General features: G+C 43.3%; 8 protein-coding genes. All 8 read right to left on the bottom strand.

Annotated features, from left to right (window positions below):
* Positions 1-59: 59 nt before the first annotated feature.
* On the bottom strand, positions 60-1694 hold the full coding sequence (locus AB5935_RS09275; RefSeq protein ID WP_022185492.1) for a RagB/SusD family nutrient uptake outer membrane protein: 1635 nt from the start codon (positions 1692-1694) through the stop codon (positions 60-62).
* A gap of 21 nt (positions 1695-1715) precedes the next feature.
* Positions 1716-4664, bottom strand: coding sequence for a SusC/RagA family TonB-linked outer membrane protein (locus AB5935_RS09270; RefSeq protein WP_120053461.1), 2949 nt, complete (start codon positions 4662-4664; stop codon positions 1716-1718).
* A gap of 211 nt (positions 4665-4875) precedes the next feature.
* Positions 4876-7716, bottom strand: a complete 2841-nt coding sequence (locus AB5935_RS09265) for a two-component regulator propeller domain-containing protein (protein ID WP_368327406.1) — start codon at positions 7714-7716, stop codon at positions 4876-4878.
* Between the two features lie 153 nt (positions 7717-7869).
* Complete coding sequence (locus AB5935_RS09260; RefSeq protein ID WP_007833103.1) at positions 7870-10218, bottom strand: beta-galactosidase; 2349 nt, start codon at positions 10216-10218, stop codon at positions 7870-7872.
* Between the two features lie 16 nt (positions 10219-10234).
* Positions 10235-12733 carry an alpha-L-arabinofuranosidase C-terminal domain-containing protein gene (locus tag AB5935_RS09255; RefSeq protein WP_008655848.1) on the bottom strand — a complete coding sequence of 833 codons (2499 nt, stop codon included), beginning with the start codon at positions 12731-12733 and terminating at the stop codon, positions 10235-10237.
* Positions 12734-12760: 27 nt separating this feature from the next.
* On the bottom strand, positions 12761-14704 hold the full coding sequence (locus AB5935_RS09250) for a family 43 glycosylhydrolase (RefSeq protein WP_038611583.1): 1944 nt from the start codon (positions 14702-14704) through the stop codon (positions 12761-12763).
* 253 nt (positions 14705-14957) lie between these two features.
* Positions 14958-18476, bottom strand: coding sequence for an alpha-L-rhamnosidase (locus AB5935_RS09245; RefSeq protein ID WP_038611586.1), 3519 nt, complete (start codon positions 18474-18476; stop codon positions 14958-14960).
* A gap of 126 nt (positions 18477-18602) precedes the next feature.
* Positions 18603-20075, bottom strand: coding sequence for a RagB/SusD family nutrient uptake outer membrane protein (locus tag AB5935_RS09240; protein WP_007833094.1), 1473 nt, complete (start codon positions 20073-20075; stop codon positions 18603-18605).
* Between the last annotated feature and the right edge of the window lies 1 nt (position 20076).

Raw genomic sequence — 20076 nt, 5'->3', positions numbered from 1 at the left:
ATCCGATGGAACTATTTTGTGAAAATCCAAAGTAAATTCCACCGGATGAAATAACCTGATTATTTAGAATATCCCGGATTCTGTTTCAGATTGCTATTGGTCAACAATACTTTATTTGGAATAGGATACAGATTTTTGGTTTCATCACTCTTATCATGAGAGAACCAAGCTTTCGTGGTGAAGATTCCAAAACGAATCATATCCTGACGGCGGCGTCCTTCCTGACAAAACTCCCAACCTAACTCATCAAGGAAACGACCATATTTAATATCCGCTCCACCATCATGTTCTGCCTTATAACTATCTCTTCGGCCATAATCATATACACTTCCTCCCATCAATTCTGCATCTGTAACTTGCGCTTTTTCAGGCTCATTCTTAAAGGCACGTTCACGTACCTGAGTCACCAAAGCACCTGCTCCCGATTTGCCCAAACGCATCAATGACTCCGCTTTCATCATCAATACATCCGCATAACGTAACAACGGCCAGTCATTACTCAAGCGGTTTGTTATACCGGTGGCATATTCAAACTTACCCCAACGGAAACCATCATCCACATCCGACTGGTCAATAGAAGGGACATCTACCGTATAAATCAATGGCTTTCCATCAATACTACGCTTCAAGATTTCACCGGAATAGGTATATTGCTGGCCTTGAATATAGTTAGCCTCCAAACGTGCGTCATCCTTATCAAAAGAATTAATAAACTGAGGCACTGCACACACACCACCCCAAGGACGTGCAGTCAACTGATAGGTTTCCTGGTTTTCAGGTGCTAAAGTGTACATGTGGAAATCAAAATCATTCCATCCCGTCACATAAATTTCATCAAACGGCAATGCAAAGATTATTTCTTTGGAATTCTCATTATGCGTTACAAAAACATCCTTCTGATTATTTTCCAATGCATATTCTCCGGACTTCTCGGCATAATTAATCACGATATCACACTCGTCGATACATTTCTGCCACTGAGCAGTACCCGACCAGACTTCAGCATTCAAATATATTTTAGCCAGCAATGCATGGGCCGCCCACTTATTGAAACGTCCATAATAATAACCTCTCGGCGTTTCGGACAACAAATCCATATTCTCTGTTATTTCTTTCACAATAAAGTCAAAGACCTCTTTGCGAGTAGACTGTTGCGGTAATGAAGTATCTTTAAAGTCTGTCACAATGGGCACATTACCATACAAATCAATCAAAATATAATAATAGGAAGCCCTCAGTACTTTCAATTCGGCAATCAACTTTTCTTTCGTTTCTCCATCCACACTGATCACACCTTCTTCTATCTGAGATAAAATACGGTTACAGGTATTCACACCATTGTACGTGCGTTCCCATCCTTGAAGTACACCGTCATCCTCGGTAGTCCAAGTATGCTGATGCCATCTTTTATAGATATAACCGTCTACCCATCCAATACCATCGCGAGCGGGAAGAACATCCTGATCCGCACATAATTCCTGTGCACGAACCACTCCGTTCCATTGCAATAACGTTTCGCGCCAAGGTATATAAGCGGCATTTACCAGATAACTGACATCTTCCTCCGTTTTCGGCACGTAATCCTCAGACACTACCTGCCCATAACTCTCATGCAGTAAATCAGTACAAGCTGTATTTCCCAACAATGCGGCTGTCATCAGTCCCATTGTCCATAATTTTATATTTGTTTTCATCTTCAATTCCTTTTTAGTTCATTAAAATTTCACATTAACGCCGAAAGTAAATGAGCGCACACTCGGATATCTGTCACGTGTATCATATCCCGGAGTCAAGCCGTCTGTTGATACTTCCGGATCAATACCTTTATATCCGGTTATAGTCAAAGCATTCAATACCGAACCATAGATACGGAGTGACTTTATATATTTACCTACCTGACCGAAACTATATCCCAAGGTTATATTGTCAATCTTCCAGTAGTCACCATCTTCTACATAATAGCTGTTGAATTCCGGTTCCACTTCCGGGCTCAACGTATGCTTGCCAAACACCAAGTCATTCACAGATTTCAAACGATTTTCAAAACGGCTGTTCTTTACATTCTCGTAATTCATACGTCCACCATTGATTATCTGGAAGCCAAACGCGCCACGCATAGTCACATTCAAGTCGAAGTTTTTATAACGAAGAGTATTGTTCCATCCTGCATACCATTTAGGAAGACCGTTACCAATCACATGTTTATCTTCAGGAGCATGGGTAAAGTCCTTATAGTTCACCAGCTCACCATTCCTGTCTTCATAGATCCAACGCCCTTCACTGTCTACATCCACTACTTTAAAGCCATAGAAATTACCGATACTTTCACCCACCTGTACTCTGTGAGAATCGGCTACCTGACCGGAGTATTCCACTGTACCCGTATTAAAATAGTCGTAATCCGACTTAAAGATACTGCCAGACAAACTGATTAGCTTATTAGAGTTCAAAGAGAATGTTCCGGTAGTGCTCCATTCAAAATCTTTATTCTGAACAGGAACCACAGTCACCAACACTTCCACACCACGATTTCTCATTGTACCCCCATTGGCCATTGTCTTATTATACAAGTTCGGAGGAGTCGGTACTCCATATTCGTATATCAAGCCATCCACATCACGGTTATAATAATCAATAGAACCGGACAAACGGCCACCCCATGAAACGAAGTCCAAACCAATATTAGTTTCTTTCTTTTCCTCCCATTTCAAATCAGGATTCGGGTTGGATGCCGGAACGATGGTCTGTATCCAATTTCCATTTACAAAAGCATACGATCCGTATTTCAACATAGCCACACCCAGAAAAGGATCTTTAGGCTGTGAACCTGTCACACCATATCCCACACGAAGTTTCAAGTCATCAAAAATCTTCTGATTCTTCATAAATGCTTCTTCGGTAATTCTCCATCCTACAGATACGGACGGGAAAAGTCCCCATGCATTATCAGTACCCCATAACTGACTGGCTCCTTCATAACGAAGGGCTCCCATCAACAAATAACGATTCTTGAATGAATAGGTGGCACGACCGAAAAAGCCGATCAAATTTGTAGGAGTTTTCTTTGAGCCGATGTTCGCTTTACCGTCTTTCAAAGCAGAACCGATGCCAATATTATGCCATCCGCCAAAATAATCATCCTGAAAACCATAGTTATCAATCCAAAGTTCTTCAAAATCTGTTTCATTGTAACTATAACCACCCAAGACACTGAATTTATGCGCACCGATTTCTTTGTTATATTGTGCAGTAAGTTCCATCAACTTCTCCATCTTGGTATAAGCACCTACCGAAGACCAACCTGCCAATCCATCACGCAAAGCAGAAATATGGCTCAAAGTCTCGCCGTAGCCACGGTTCATATTGTCACGAATATAAGAGAATACGGCAGAAAGAGTCAAATCTTTGATAGGATTATAAACAATATTTCCATTGTAACGCAACTGAGTCTTTTTTACATTTCCTTCAGCCTCATACAACAAAGCCAACGGATTCTCATATTCGAATTTGCTCACATTCTCATTCCATGTACCATCCTCATTTCTTACCGGATCAGTCGGGTTTCTACGAGTTGCCTGACCATATACCCAACCTCTGAAGCTACCCCCACTAGTTGTAGATTCCATTTGATTTTTCTTACCAAACAAACCGAATTTCAATTTCAACTTATCATCAAACATACGGTGAGTCACCTCAATACGTCCTTGAAAACTTTCGAAATCTGATTTTTTCATGATCCCTTGACGAGAAGCATAGTTCAAATTGGCAATATAATTAGTCTTTGAGTTACCACCCATCAATGACAAGTTGTGAACGTGGCTGATCGGCGTACGGCTAATCTCATCAATCCAGTCCGTATCAGCCCCATGATCCTGGTCGGGATAAAGGGTACGGAACTCATCCGCATTCAACATATCCAATTTCTTGGCAATAAGAGAAGTACTGACGTAACCATTATACTCCACCTGGTTGATATCCACTCCTTTAGCTTGTTTGGTAGTAATCAAAATCACACCATTCGTACCGCGCGTACCATAGATAGCGGCAGCAGAACCGTCCTTCAGCACATCCACACTCTCCACATCTTCCGGAGCCACAGTGCCGAGTTCGCCCGGAATTCCATCAATCAACACCAAGGGGGCTGTATTGGCTCCACCAATGGTATTTGTACCACGAAGACGTATCTGAGTACTTCCCGTCGGGTCACCATTAGGATTTGTGATAGCCAGACCGGCTACTTTTCCTTGAATCAGCTGTCCCACATCCTTCACGGCTCCTTTTACAAAGTTATCGGCTTTCACACTAGCTACAGAACTGGTTACATCCCCTTTACGCTGTGTACCGTAACCAATCACCACCACTTCGTCCAAGGTCTTGGTATCCTCTTTTAAAATAATCTCTAATGATTTTTTTCCTGCTGTCGGAACTTCCTGAGTGACATAACCAATATAGGAAATAACCAATACACTCTTTGTAGGAACATCCAACATAAAGTTTCCATCAAAATCCGTAATCGTTCCCATGGTATTATTGCCTTTTACGACAACACTGGCTCCTATGACAGGCTCGCCGGAAGAATCCTTCACCTTACCCGTCACTTTTTGCTGGGCTAAGGCTATTAATGAAAAGCTTAACAGAGTAAGCAACAAAAACAAATGTTTCATTCTATATTAAATTTAAAGTTATACATACCTTTACTGCGGGAATGAATGAAGAAGATGTGTTTTTCTCCCCGTAAAAGGTTGTGGCAAAAGAATGAAATAGGAAATAGAAATACAGGTGAAGAACCATGCTAACAGGGGATACAAATGGCTCTAGCTATAACTTGACGCATTTGTACCCCCTATTTGCAACAATTAAAGGACAGGAAGATGTTTATTCTTCGTGTTGTGATTTCTGGAACTCACTGGGAGTCATTCCAAATTCCTCTTTAAAGCAAGTGGTGAAATACTTCCGATTAAAATACCCCAACGTAGCGGCAACCTCTGTTACACTTTTGTCTTTATCTTCCAACATGTGTCTGGCATGCTTCATCTTGATGTTCCGGATAAAATCCAATGGAGTTCGACCTGTTATGGCTTTCAATTTACGGGTCAAAGTAGAACGGGACATATTCATGGCATCAGCTAGAGCTGTCACATCAAAATCAGGCTCAGTAAGGTTATCTTCCACGGCTTTTACCGCTTTCTCCAATAGAAGTTTGTCCAGTTGTACAAACTCAGGTTCAGGCAAATTCACCTTACTATCCAAATAAATACGCATTTTAATCATCTCCTTGCTGTCCGCCCACATTTCATTATTCTTACGGTCCACGCGCTTCAGATAAAGATACAGACTATAACCGGATACACCCATCACTATCAATACATAGAACAAATACGCCCACCAAGTTTCATAAAAAGCAGGAAGGCGTCGGATAGTCAGTTCAGTTACCTCTTTACTCCAAAGACCATTTTCATCCGTCGCTTTCACCTGAAAAGTATAAGTGCCCTTACTCAGATGATTATAAAAAGCCGAGTTTTTTCCACCTTCCACATATACCCACGCTTTGTCCACTCCTATCAACCGATAAGCATAGCGTATCTTTGAAGCATAACGGTGGTTAAGAGAAGAAAAACTAATTTCCAAATTCTGATCATCGGGATGCAATTCTATCCGGTTAATGGAATTGCTACTCTTTCTATCTCCGAATATCAATGATTCTCCTTGCAACTTTATATCAGTTATCTTGGTCTTCACTGCACTAGCCTTTCTTTCCAACCCGTTTGATGGAGTAACCATGCAAATACCCGGAATGCCGCCCCAATAAATATTGCCATCTTTTGCTTGACAAACAGCAGTGGGAAGAAAGCGATGCAACAAGATAGAACCATCCGTGGTAAGATAGATGCGGAACGAACCGTTACGAGGATTAAATTCTATCAGTTTCTGGTTCGTATCAATCCAAATATGATTATATGCATCAGCCACTATCTGGTTCACCTGATTACCATTCATGCCGCAGGCCCCATTATAACAAAGCAACTTATTCTCTGAAGGGTCATAAGAGTAGACCCCTCCGTCACAAGTTCCCAACCACAAAATCCCATCAGGAGCGATAGACAGACAGGAGAAGTTCTTTTCTAATTTAAAAGAACGCAGTTTTTCATCTGCCGTTGTCTGAAACAAACCGTTGTCCTGAGTACAAATCCATATCAGTCCTTCCTTATTTTCGACTATCCCCATCACATGACCCACATCCGGATAAACCCGTTTGACTCTTTTCTGACGAACATCATAGCTACAAAGTCCTTTGCTCAAGCCTATCCACAAGATTCCATGCGAGTCTTCATATAATTTTGTCACTGTAGCATTCTGTTCCACCTGTCCGTTCAAGTCGATAACATCTTTCAGATGCATCTCCATTCCCTGACGAGCCATGCCATAGACCCATCTATTCAAATCCTTCGCCACCCAGACCCCGTTATTGATGCGTGCTCTCGTCATCTCTCGTCCATTATTCAAAGGCAAAGAAGCAAGTGCGGGAAAATCCGAATAGATTTTCACTTTATCCTGTTTCAAGTCATACAGTGCAAGACCAGTTCGTTCCTGCATCATCCACATCATGCCATCTCCATCATCACACAAAGCCATTATGGCCGGACTGCGGTTTACCCTGTCCGCCAAAGCGGGCAAAGCATAATCTTTGGTTATATTATCCATCAGATGTAGGATGAAACTAGGACGGTCAAAAGCTGATACCCACAAACATTCCTTTCCTTTCAAGACCTCTACCAGCATGTGGTTGACAGGCAAAAGTCCTGCCGGAAATTTCAACTGCTTCAACGTCCGGTCCGGTTGAATTTGCAAAGCCATGAAATCGTGGCCGGTAGTCAACCAGATATATCCCAGTTTATCATCCTGTGCCAGACTGAGGATGAGTCCGTCCTCCTCACCGGCCGCATTGACCGGTATTTCAGAGTATACAAACATGGAATCCCCTGGGGCCGAAGGATCGAAACGTACCACGCCATCCCCCCAGGTAGCCAACCAAAAATAATCCTGTTCATTATCCTGAACCATCACCGTAGGATTTCGACTTCTCATCTTATCGGGATAAGGGATAAACTCATCTTTTTCTTTGTCCAGATGATATACCCGACCATTCCACACAGAAATAATAATTTCATGGTTGCGACTCTCACAAAATCCGGAGATGGAGGCTCCTCCGTGTTCATTCCGGATAGGATATTCTTTAACCAACTGCCCGTTGGTATCATATTTAGCCAATACAGAGCGATACCCCAGCCACATAGAGCCGTCACTGGTAGCATAAAGATACATCACTGGAATATTCTTCAGACGCTTCGGATCTATAGGATGTACACTGTAATCCGATTTATTAAGAATATATGCCCCTTTGTCTGTACCGAACCATATATTTCCTTTCTTATCCTCAGCGATACATTCTACCAAGTTGTCCTCTAATAGCCCCGGAGTATCAATGTCCGAACGAAACACCTTTACATGATAGCCGTCGTCACGACATAATCCGTTCACCGTGCCATACCACATATATCCTTCACTGTCTCTGAAAACACGATGAATAGCATTTACCGGCAACTGGTCAATGGTAGGAATATCTGTAATAGTTATGTTCTGAGAACACACCAAGAAAGAGAGAAAAGATAGTATAAAGGTCAATATATATTTCATTGTGCTTTCTATTAGAATCATAGACCGCTACAAAATTATAAAAAAGAAATCGGATACTCTAGTAATTTTTAAAATTTGCTAAAGTATCCGATAACTGTTCTATCTGCAAGTTTCCTACTTTTGGAATCTTCTCCTTACATCTGTGTTTTATTTTTCTTCTGTAGCACCTTCATTTTAATAACCGAAACCGGTTGTTTTTACATATACCTTATAATCTTTAATCATGCCTGGAGCTCCTTGTTCCGCACGCGGCAGGATACGAAAACCAGTCACGTTATATTCCTTGCCGAGATCTATCACCACCTGATGGGGATAAGCTGTATTGTCCACCGTCTGCCAGAAAGTACTTTCCTGCAGGTCATAGATCTTATCGGCTGTGCGGTTGCCGCTACGGGTCTCCTCGCTGTCGGCATAAACAATCTTCCAGTTTTCACGAGAGATTTTCTGTCCTTTCTCATCCAACACGTCAAACTCCGCAATAGCAGCAATATTGGTATTATCAAAGGAAGCCAAGCCTTCCAGACAGAAGTAACGTCCTTTCGTAGCAGGTACTTTCACTTCCTGCCAACCGTTACCTGGTTTGAAAGTACCGGCAGCTACCGGTGTTTCCTTCTCCAGTTTAATGGTTTGCCCCTGTTTACGATGCGTTTCTGGAACAGCTACGCGAAGCATATCCAAGATAGGTTTGTCCAATCCGACGATGGTCGCCTCTTTCGGACCTTTCAAGTCAAGAACAATGATTTCGTTCACTCCTTTTTTCAGCCAGCACCCCGGCATGAACAGAGTCTGCTGAGGACCGATCTCCCAGAAACGTCCCATGGCACGGCCATTCACCCATACCATACCTTTTCCCCATGACTCCATATTCAGGAATGTATCAGCCACCTTATCCAAGGTAAAAGTGGCGCGATAGTAGGCCGGAACACTTTCATCATTTTTTTCTATGCCACAGGCGGCAGACGAGTTCATATCCTGAAAATTCCGGGAAGATACAAATTCATAATCTACGGGAAGATTATAAACAGTCCAGCCTTTCAACGTTTCAGCATTCTTACCGTTCACCAGTTCCACTTTTTCGGTGATTCCCTTACGGTCGTGAATGGATTTGTCAAAGTTCACACGTCCCATGGCTTCCACCAATAAATCAAGCTGAGTTCCGGCTTTCAATGCAGGTAATGTCAACTCCTGCTCTCCGCCACGGCGGTCCAGACGCCCCAACAGTTTCCCGTCGGCAAAGATCTGTGTCCAGTCATGTTGTTCGGTAATTTTCAAAATGGTTCCTGCTTTCACATCTTCCGGCAGACGGGTACGATACAGAATACTTCCCCAACCCTGGTCAAATTTCTCCATCGGCCGGATCTCCTCTGTCTGCTTCGGTTCGGGAAGGTTGTTGATCAGCGGAGCCACTTGAGTGAATTTGATAGCCGGAACTTCCATTACCGGTAAGGCTTCGGGAACTTCGGGCAATGTCTGGCCTTCGTCCATGTAATCCTTCAACATATTGCGCAAGGCGAAATATTTGTCGGTGGTCCAGCCCGCTTCGCTGATAGGAGCATCATAGTCATAACTGCTGCACATAGCCGAATAAGCCGGATTATTAGCACCGCCCCACCAGCCAAAGGTCGTTCCTCCGTGAGTCATGTACAGACTGAAGGAAATGCCTTTGTCCATCATCTCTTTCAGACCATCCACCATGATTTGTCCGTCACGGGTTTCGTGCTTACGTCCCCAGTGGTCAAACCATCCACTCCAGAATTCACTGCACATCAGTGGAGCGTCAGGACGTACTTCTTTCAGTTTGGCAAACTGCTTGTCGATATCGGCTCCCGTACCGAAGTTTACAGTCCAAAGCAAATCATCCAAACCGTTATTCAGGAAATTAGAACTCCAGTCACATTGGAACAAAGGCACTTCGGTGAAGCCTGCGGCGCGTACCGTGTCACGGATGGCAGACACATAGGGCTTGTCCGTGCCATACGAACCATATTCGTTTTCCACCTGCACCATGATGATGTTACCGCCACGGGTAATCTGCAAATCCTGCAATTGCTTGCCCACTTCATGCATAAAGGCTCCCACGTGCTGCATATAGAAAGGATCGAGAGTGCGAAGCTGCACGCTGTCGTTCTTCAGCAGCCACCAAGGCAGACCGCCCATTTCCCATTCCGCACATACATACGGGCCGGGACGCACAATGACGTACATGCCATGCTTCTGAGCCAATTTACAGAAAGCCGCAATATCCTTGTTGCCTGTAAAGTCATAATTGCCGGGAGTTTCCTCATGCAAATTCCAAAAGACATATAGACAGAGCGTATTCATGCCCAAGGCTTTACACATTTCGATACGATGTTCCCAGTATTCACGGGGAATGCGTGGATAATGCACCTCTGCCGCTTTGACCACGAACGGTTTCCCATTCAGCAGAAAGGTATTCTTGCCCGCTTCGAATGTTCCGGACTTATTGCCGGCACATCCCGCCAGCAGCAGGACTGCCAGCAATAAAGTCAGTAATTTCTTCATGTTTATTTATCTATTGTTATTTTTCATTCTTGTTTATCCGGATTACCGTAAATGAATAAGCCGGCAATTCATATCCGAATTTCTCGCTTACTTCCATTGTACCGGCTACAGGACGAGCCTGCTTGTCGGTCGGCTTGCCTGCCAGAACCGTCTTTACGGCAGTGGTGTTCATTCCTTCCAAAGATGGGAGCTCCACCTTCGCATTCACCGCTACCGGCAGCAGATTCACCAGTTTCACGATCATATCTCCTGTCTTTCCGTCGCGGACTACCGACACACCTACCCGTTTCTTCACCGCATCTTGTGCATTATCCAAAGTCACGGAAGAAGCGATGTATTCACTGCCCACATTTTGTCCGTACATCTGCTGCGCATAGTAACCTACGGTGGGTTTCACCTCCGTATTATTGAAATAAATCAAATCCGGATTCCACTGGGTATGTCCCTCCTTGGCCAACAGAGGAGCGTATGAAGTCATGGTCACCACATCAGCATTACGTTCCACGGAAGTCAGGTACAAGGCCTCAGCCAATGCTGTTTCCATGTTGTTGGGGCGTCCCGGCAGGTGAGCCGCATACTCTCCCAGATACACTTTTGCCTTGTTGCGGTCATAACGGTCATAGAAATCCTGGTTGTTGATAAACCATCCCGGAGTATTGTAATAATGCTCGTCCACCATCGGAATACCCATTTTGGTAGCAAATTTCCATCCTTCCTCATAATCACTGCCCTCATAGAACGGACCTACGGTTCCGATAACGGTCACTTCGGGATATTTCTCCTTCACCGCATTGAAAATCATAGTGAAACGTTCTTCAAAGATATCGGTAATCAGGTCCTCGTTACCAATGCCGATGTATTTCAGATTGAAGGGCTTGGGGTGTCCGGCTTGTGCACGCTTCTTTCCCCATACGGTCTTCTTCGCATCTCCATTCGCATATTCTATCAAGTCCAATACATCCTGCACGTACTGCGGCATTTCCTCCATCGGGATTCCGCCTTGCTGACCGCCGCAACCCAGTTCGCCTACCGAGTGATGGCTGCAAGTTCCCGAGTTCTGACAAGGCACTCCGGCTGCCACCACGGGAACAGGTTCAGCACCCATGTCCTCGCAGAACAAGAAATATTCATGATATCCCAAACCACGTGTCTGATGATAGCCCCACAAATTGCGCAGAGGCTTGCGTTCCTCCAACGCTCCTATAGAGCCTTTCCAATCATAAATATTGTCCACACCATCTCCGTGAGCCACACATCCGCCGGGGAAACGGACAAAACGGGGATGAAGGTCGGCCAAGGTCTGCGCCAAATCGGCACGCAGCCCGTTCTTTCTGCCTTTAAATGTATTCTGTGGGAAAAGAGAAACCATATCCAAGGCATACTTCCCAGCCATCTGCGGACAAACGGACAGCACGGCATCCGCAGCATCCGCTGTTGCCGTCAGTACAGCCTTTTGTTTTTTCCACTCTGTAGATGAAACCCGAATAGCAGCCTGCGCAATCTCCTTGCCGTCTTTGGTAGTCAGTCTCACAAGCACTTTTCCACCTTTCGTATCATCCAGCACTTTGGAAAACACAGAGAAGTCATACTTCTCACCTTTTTTCACGGCAATACCGTCAAAACCGTTATTCACCAGGGCAGCACCCGGGCGGTGTACCTCCAACACTGCATAGTGGGCATTGTTAGCATGAATGGGACTGTCCTCACTGACAGACAGTTCCGCATTAGTTCCCTGTATGCTCCACGCATACGTGCTGTTCCAGTTCTTATCTCTTGCGCCGTCTTTAGCAGAATATTCAAAATCACGGTTCTGAACCAGCTCCGCATACAACCCGCCATCGGCCCCATAGTTAATATCCTCAAAGAAAATACCTATTAAATGCTCGCTGATGGGCTTTACCCGTCCGGCATCCACCCGGATGGTGGCAGTGACCGGTTTCAGTCCGGCAAAACGAACGGCGTCCTGTTCGGTACGCTCATTATTCTGTATATCGCGGAATTTCTTATGCTCGGCAAAACGAATCAACTGTTCTATATCCGCATAAGGAACTTTCTGCATATAGCCGTTCAAAGTATCTTTATCAAGGACAATCTGCCGGGCAGTGACCAGTCGGGGCACAGCAGGCTTCTCCGCATTGACATATTGTTGGGGAGCCCACTTCAACAAGTCGGAAGAATGGGAAGTACCCCATACTTTTCCGCTGGGGGTGAGCTGCCACCGGCAATACCAACGTCCGTCTTCCGCTTTTTCCAGAAGAGGTTTAATCATTCTCTTTTCCGACCCCCAACGTCCGAAGTCACATTTCAGATAGGCAAAGCCATCGGATACACTCAGCCACTTGTCGCCATCGGGGCTCCATGCGAATTTCAGTCCGCTGCGTCCCTCGTCTTCCGGATGGGCGTAAGAGAAGATGTAGACCGAATCGGGCTCATTATATACTTTTTCCACGGCAGCACAGACGGATTGGCCTGCTGCCAATGAGGCGATTGCCAGAGATAATAAGGTCTTTTTCATGGTATATACTTTATTGTTATGTTTCTTTTATAACGTGGGAACAACCTTCCTGATGGTTCCGTCCGGATTAAATTCCATACGGTCTATACATACTTCACGATGCACGCCAGGACCCTTCTCACGGTCTATAAAGTTCTTATTAATACGATGATATACAATGTACCACTCATCCGTACCCGGAATTTGCAGCACCGCATTGTGGGCAGGCCCATAGATTTCCTTTGCAGGGTCCTGAATCAGCACCACCGGCTTCTTGGCCACCTTTATGGGACCCAACGGAGATTTTGACGTACCGTATGCCACATGATAGTTAGGCGAACCGGTATCGTCCACAGACCACATAAAATAGTAAAGTCCGTTACGATAGAACACATACGCCGCTTCACGGAAAGCATAATCCTTCAGGCTTCCCCCTTTCGGAGTCAATACGGTCAGGGTATTCTCCTTGATGGAAAGCATATCCTCATTCAGCTCGGCGCCTGCCATATAGCCATTACCCCAATACAGATAGGATTTTCCCGAAACCGGATCGGTAAACACATCCACATCAATCTGCTGTCCGTGGCCCACAGGAGATTCGGTGAGGATGGGATGTCCCAAGTCTTTGAACGGACCGGTGGGAGAATCGGCTACCGCCACCCCGATCTGCTTGCCGCCTCCGGCTGTAGGGTTACCACTGAAATAGAAAAAATATTTATACTTTCCGTCCACTATTTTTTCTTCAATACATGGAGCCCACGCGTTTCCATCCGCCCATATCACCTGGTCGGACTTCAGGTCAAGCATCACGCCTTCGTCCTTCCAGTCTTTCAAATTATCTGAGGAAAAGACCGTAAAGTACCACCCTCCCCATCCGGACTGTCCGTCGGTGGTAGAATAGATATAATATTTTTTAGTCTGATGAGAATACAATATTTCAGGGTCGGCGTGAAACCCTTGCAGCACCGGATTGTTGGGGATAGTCATATTACCCATTTCCTTTGAAGGCCACTTGTCAGTGATACGCTTCAGCTCGGCATGGGTAATGGGGATGATAGTTCCGTGACGCGGATGAAAATTCATCTTCACCTCACTGTCTATCACTTTAAAGTTTTTCAAATCGGTCGTTTCGGTAAACTGGTATTTACCTTTCATATAGACATCATACATCAAGATGTATTTATTCTGACCTATCAGTTTGAAAGTTCCCGCACCTTCCACCGCTTCCGGGGTCTGCTGCTTGTAGTCGGGTTCTTCCTCCCATTGTCCCGAAGTCAGCGAACGGGTAGTTGCTACCCGGATGCCGTTTCCATGTCCTTCGGTTTTATAAAACAGGTGGTAGATTCCATCTTTATATACGATATCACCGTCTATGCAAGATTTCTTGTTTTCAGGGATGAAAAGCGGTTTCGGTTCACCTTCCAGGTCGGTAAATTCTTTATTGGCATAAGCATAATAAATCACATCTGCCTCATCACCATATTTCATTGACCAATAGACCAAGTATTTTCCGGCTTCCGCATCGAAGATAGTCTGAGGCGCCCATACCCGTTTCAGTTTTTCCTGTCCGGCATAACGTTTCTGCATATTGATGACAGAATGGTTCCAGTTCACCAAGTCTGTAGATTTCAGCAACACCATGGCACGATTGGAATCCCATCCATTGTCAGAAACCATATCGGTAACCACCATATAGAATGTCTTTCCGTCTTTGCAACGCAGGATATGCGGGTCGCGCACACCACCGGTAGAACTGATGATTTTGGAATCAATGACAGGTTTGTTGTCATTCAATGCCCAATAGGTATATCCGTCCGTACTTACCGCATAGCATACGGCTTCCTCGCTGATGTGGTTACCTGTAAAATAGGTAAAGAGATAAGCTATGTAATCTTTTTCGGCTACATTATTTTGACTATTGGCAGATTGCTGTGCTCCTGCCAGCCAGGGCACAAGACAAGCCAAAAAGAAAGTAAGGATTTTGTGTTTCATAATAATTAGTTCAAAAATTGTTTGATGCAAAGATAGAAAATACAATCCTAACGATAGGTATATAAATCTTTCAAAAGAGGGACTTTATTCGGTCAAATGGGGGAAAATAGAAAAAATACAGCAATCTCTATTTCTAAGAATAGAACATTTTCCATCTTGCAAATAGAAATTAATTAGAAGAACAAAATCATTGATTGAAGACTCAAATATTATTATTCCGAATGCTATCATAGAATACAAACCATTCAGTATTTCATTTTTTCACCTCAAATTGATAACTACCCGATTCCAACTCCAAAATAACCTTTCCATTATTTTCACCGATAAACTTGATTCCAGTACTTTTTTTTAAAATACCCTTTCCGTTCTCCTTCACATCTTTTACAGATGAAGCAGGTAGATATAATAAAGCGGAAGTATTGCCAGGAATATTGAAAGTATATCGAATGATTTCATTCTCTATTTCCCAACCACTTTCAATGCGTCCATACATAGAATCGTAATATCCTTTTGCATACTTCATTTTACCAGCCAAATCTATCGCCGGCTTTAAGATGAAATGTTTAAATCCGGGAAAAGCCTCATCCCGCTGTATACCCAAAGAATAATTATACATCCAACTTCCTACTGCACCAAATGAATAATGATTAAATGAATTCATACGGTTATTCCCGCCAAACCCATCCAAATGGGTATAAGAATTCAAGCGTTCCCAAATAGTCGTCGCACCCTGTTCTACGGAATATAGCCAAGAAGGATAGCTTGTTTGTTGCAATAATCTATAAGCAATATCAGAATAACCATTATCTGACAGTGCCTTACCAATCCATGCAGTGCCTATAAAACCAGTCATTAACGAATAAGATGGACATAACTTGCCACAATCAGTTGTATTCTCCCGTGTAATGGTTTCCAACAAGTTCTTTATGGCTTTTTCTTTCTGCTCATCATTAATAATATTGAATGCCAACGGAAGCACATAAGAAGTTTGAATATCAATTGATGTACCTCGTTTTTTAGGAAGAAAGGAGGAAAAGATAGTCTTACCATCATTGGGGCGAATATAGGTTTTATTAAAGAAAGTTTTCCGCTCAGCATATAATTTACTGAATCTTTCTGCATCCATTTGCTTGCCCAAAATGGTAGCTATCTTATTCATCAATTCCAAGTCGTAGATGAAATATGCTTCCCATAAGAGTGATTTATCATTTTTCTCATCTTCCAATCCCAACCAGTCACCCAAGTCACCCCATGCTCTGTTCTGAACTAGCAAGCCTGTCTCCTTCTCAATCATTTTATCAAGTATATACTGTATGTACTGACTCATAGCATCATAGTGTTCGTTCAACAATCTTTTATCTCCATATTGCTGATAACACTCCCAAGGCACTGTGATTCCGGCACTTCCCCATAACAGCCCACCAAACCCTCCTCCCAGTGGAGCTATATCGGGAAAACGTCCGTCAGATCGTTGTACGTCACGCATAGATTGTACATATCTTCTAAGGAATTGAGAGACATCAGCCAGGTAAGTCGCTGTACGAGAGAAGACAGAAATATCTCCCGCCCATCCCAAACGCTCGTTGCGTTGAGGACAATCTGTGGGAATAGACAAGAAGTTACCGGAAGAAGACCACGTAATATTTTTCCACAATTTATTAACCAATGTATTGGATGTTTCGTAGGAAGAGGCAAAGTTATGGATGGAACTAAGCACTATTCCTTTCACCGCTTCTGTCGCCAAAGGAGCATCTATACCGGTTATCTCCACAAAACGATAACCGTGGTAAGTAAAACGCGGATGAATAGTTTCCCGACCGCCTCTCGTTATATAGATATCTTGAGCCATGGCGGCACGGATATTTTCAAGCATAATCATACCAATACTTCCTTCATATTCGGGCAAATCAGGATACTTTACTTCGGCATAACGCAGACAGATTTTTGTTCCTGGTTTCATTCCTGAAAGTTGGATTTGAGGTACACCTACCATATTTTGTCCCATATCATATACAAAGACTTTTGGACGGACTTCTTCTACAGAGATTGCAGTCAGCTCATTGACCGCCTTTACTGTTTGCCCGAACTGCCCTACCAGTTTATAATTAGAATAATCATCCACCCAAGGCATATTTGGATTTCCTGATGTACTTATATGTCCGTTCAAAGCTACTTCAACAGCTGGTTTCCAACTTTCGTTTGGAGTGTATAAAGCTGTATTCCACCCTTCCATTTCCGAGTCTTTCAGAGCATCATAAACTTCTCCTTGAAAGAGACTGCCATACAGAACAGGACCATTATTACAATACTGCCAAGTAGAAGGATCCGTAACAATCACTTTTTCATGCCCATCTTTATAGGTGATAACTAATTTAGCCAATAAAGATTGCCGATCGCCGAAGAAATTCCAATTTTCTCCAGTAAATGTAGCACCTCCACTCCACCAACCTTCTGCAAGGAAAGCTCCGATAGCATTCTGACCTATTTGTACATAGTCTGTAACATCAAAGGTCTGATATAAATGAGTTTTATTATATTGAGTAACTCCAGGATTGAAATAATCCTCTCCAACACGCTGTCCATTTATATAAATTTCATAAATTCCGCGTGCCGTAACATATAGACGCGCTTTTACCACCCCAGCATCTGGAGAAGTAAAAACTGTACGGAGCATAGGAGATGATTTTCCTTTCGGAGTGAAAATTTCTAAAGCACCATTCGTTCCACCAAAGATCTGATACGCTTCATCCTTCACTGTCGTTATTACATTTTGAGGACTTCTAAAATTCATGATTTTCACTTTTGAAAAAGAAACAGCCTGTTCAGCCGGGACAATAAAGCCCATATCACCGACTACCGGAAAAGCAATGAAATCACCTCCTCTCCCCAACGGATTTAGATTGACAACGCCAATCTCCTTTTCTACATTATCAATATAGAACTTAGTGAAACCTAAATCAGAACTTAATATTATCGTATGACAACCATACATATTGTCTTTATGAATCAGATTCTTAGGAATGGAGAAACTAGCAAAAGGCATGTCCGGCTTGTCATTAGGATGGTAGCCCACCCGATAGACATTCAATATCGCTTCTTTTTTCATGGATATTGGAGCAATATCCAATTCCACTTTGATGTAAGATTCATTCTTCCCGTTTTCCAAATGATACAAGTTCTTATTTTTGTCCATCAGACGTGCATCATTAGCTCCATAAACAAGACCTGCACAAGTACTTTTTAATATTTCATTTAATTGAATTGTATATTCCAATCTGAAAACCGGAAGATAATGCGAATACAAAACCATATCCTGATCACTGCCTCCAATCCATTTGGCATCCTTCCAACCTTGATAAGTGGAATCACAACTCATTAATCCTGTTTCAAACCAAGAAGTTTCCGACATTTGTTCGCCTCTTTGATTCCAAACCGTTACAGTCCATGAATAACGAGTAGAGGGTTGCAGAGAAGTGCCATTATACACTACATTTAAAGAGAATCCATTTTGTGTTTTTCCACTATCCCACACAATGTTTCCTTTTTCATCTGAAACGATAATTTGATAGGCTGTCTGCTGCAGACCGCGTTCAGCACCTAGGGATTCCATCTGCCAACTAAAACGGGGAAGTTCAACATCAAGACCTAGAGGTGTAACAGCATATTCGGTCTTTAAATTCTTGACTATGAAATGAGCATTACCAGATTGCAACGTTGCATGGCAAGCAATACAAACAGAAAGAAGCAAAACAAGAAGTTTACAATTCTTCATATATACTAGTTTATATTGATTAAGTTATTGACATATATTTATGAATAAAGACTTTACGGAACGACATTTTTACCAAGACTAGAATTATTCAATGTCATTCCGCCAAGTTACAATATACCCTAAACCTTAAAAATAAGGGCTAAGCGCAGCCTCTGATGCGGGCAATGGAAACAAAATACGGATATCAGTAAAAGCAGTAGGAGCCACCGAAAATCCCTCGGGAAAATAATAAGCCGAAGGATTAGCTTTTACCCGCTCTCCATAAGATTTCATAACCTGTTCTGCACTTCCGGTACGTACAAGGTCAAGCCAACGTTTGTTCTCAAAAGCTAGTTCCACACGCCGTTCCTTAATAATAGCCTCGCGTACATCTGATTGAGTCGAAGCACTGCTTACAGGCAACAACGCTCTTGATCTTACTCTATTCAAATATACTAATGCCTCCTCCGTCTTGCCTTGCTCATTCAAAGCTTCAGCAATAAAAAGCAAGACCTCAGCATAGCGGTAAACCGGCCAGTTATCACCGGTTTTCCCACTTTGTGTATGAGCATGGCAATATTTCTTGATATAAGGATAAGAGATACCATGGGCGGTAACAAAGCCCACGGAAACATCTTTACGCACATCTCCTGGTTCATAAGCTTCCATAATATCAGGCGTAGGTATATTATAACCTTCTATTGTACGTGCTACCTCAGGAATACCCGTAATAGCTGTTGTCTCTTCGGCTGTTATCGGCTGCACCAAGAAGGTATAAAAGAAGGAGCTATGCAATCCTTCATTACCATCCTTAAATTGAATCTCGAAAATGGATTCCGGACCATTCTTATTAGCAAGTTCAAAAACATCCGCATAGCGTGGCATCAACTCATAACCCGTTACTTCTTTTAATACCTGTTCGGCTTCCGCCCATCGTTTCTGCACTATATATACATTACCCAAAAGAGTGTTTGCCGCTCCCTTCGTTGCCCTACCAGGCTCTTGATCCGCTTTGGATGGCAAAAGAGAAACGGCCTGTCCGGCATCTGCAATGATCTGTTTATACACATCTTCCACACTTGCCAATGGCTGTGAAGTATCAGCTTGTGTCTTGGCCGGTTTCAAGTGTATGGGTACACTACCGAAATACTGTACAAGATCGAAATAAGCCAATGCCCGAAGAAAGTAGGCCTGACCTTTAATATTATCTTTTATCTTCTGATCAAAACTGACGGCATCTATCGGTTCCAACAGATGATTAACCCGTGAAATAATACGATAGTCAATCACGTATTTGGAACGTGGCACTCCATTCGTCGCATCGTCCAAAAAGTTTTTCACGAACTCAGCCTCTATCGTTCCCCGGTCATTGGGGTTATATTTATAAGTGGTATTATCACTGCGCATTTCGCCCATCGCCCATGCTCCATACGTCCCGTTATACAAATCGCGTAAAGGAGCATAAGCACCATTGATTGCCTGCTCAAAGTCACTTTGTGATTTGTAATAAACAGCAGTACTCAAAGATGTCTCAGATGGTAAATTCAAGAAATCGCCCTGACATCCTACCAATAGGCTAGATGACAGCAACATCGCCAACATATATTTATGATTCTTCATA

This window comes from Phocaeicola sp. RTP21198st1_B8_RTP21198_201120, from assembly GCF_040929485.1.
GTDB lineage: Bacteria > Bacteroidota > Bacteroidia > Bacteroidales > Bacteroidaceae > Phocaeicola > Phocaeicola dorei.
The sequence above is the reverse complement of the archived record's forward strand: the minus strand, read 5'-3'. Positions and strand labels throughout refer to the sequence as shown.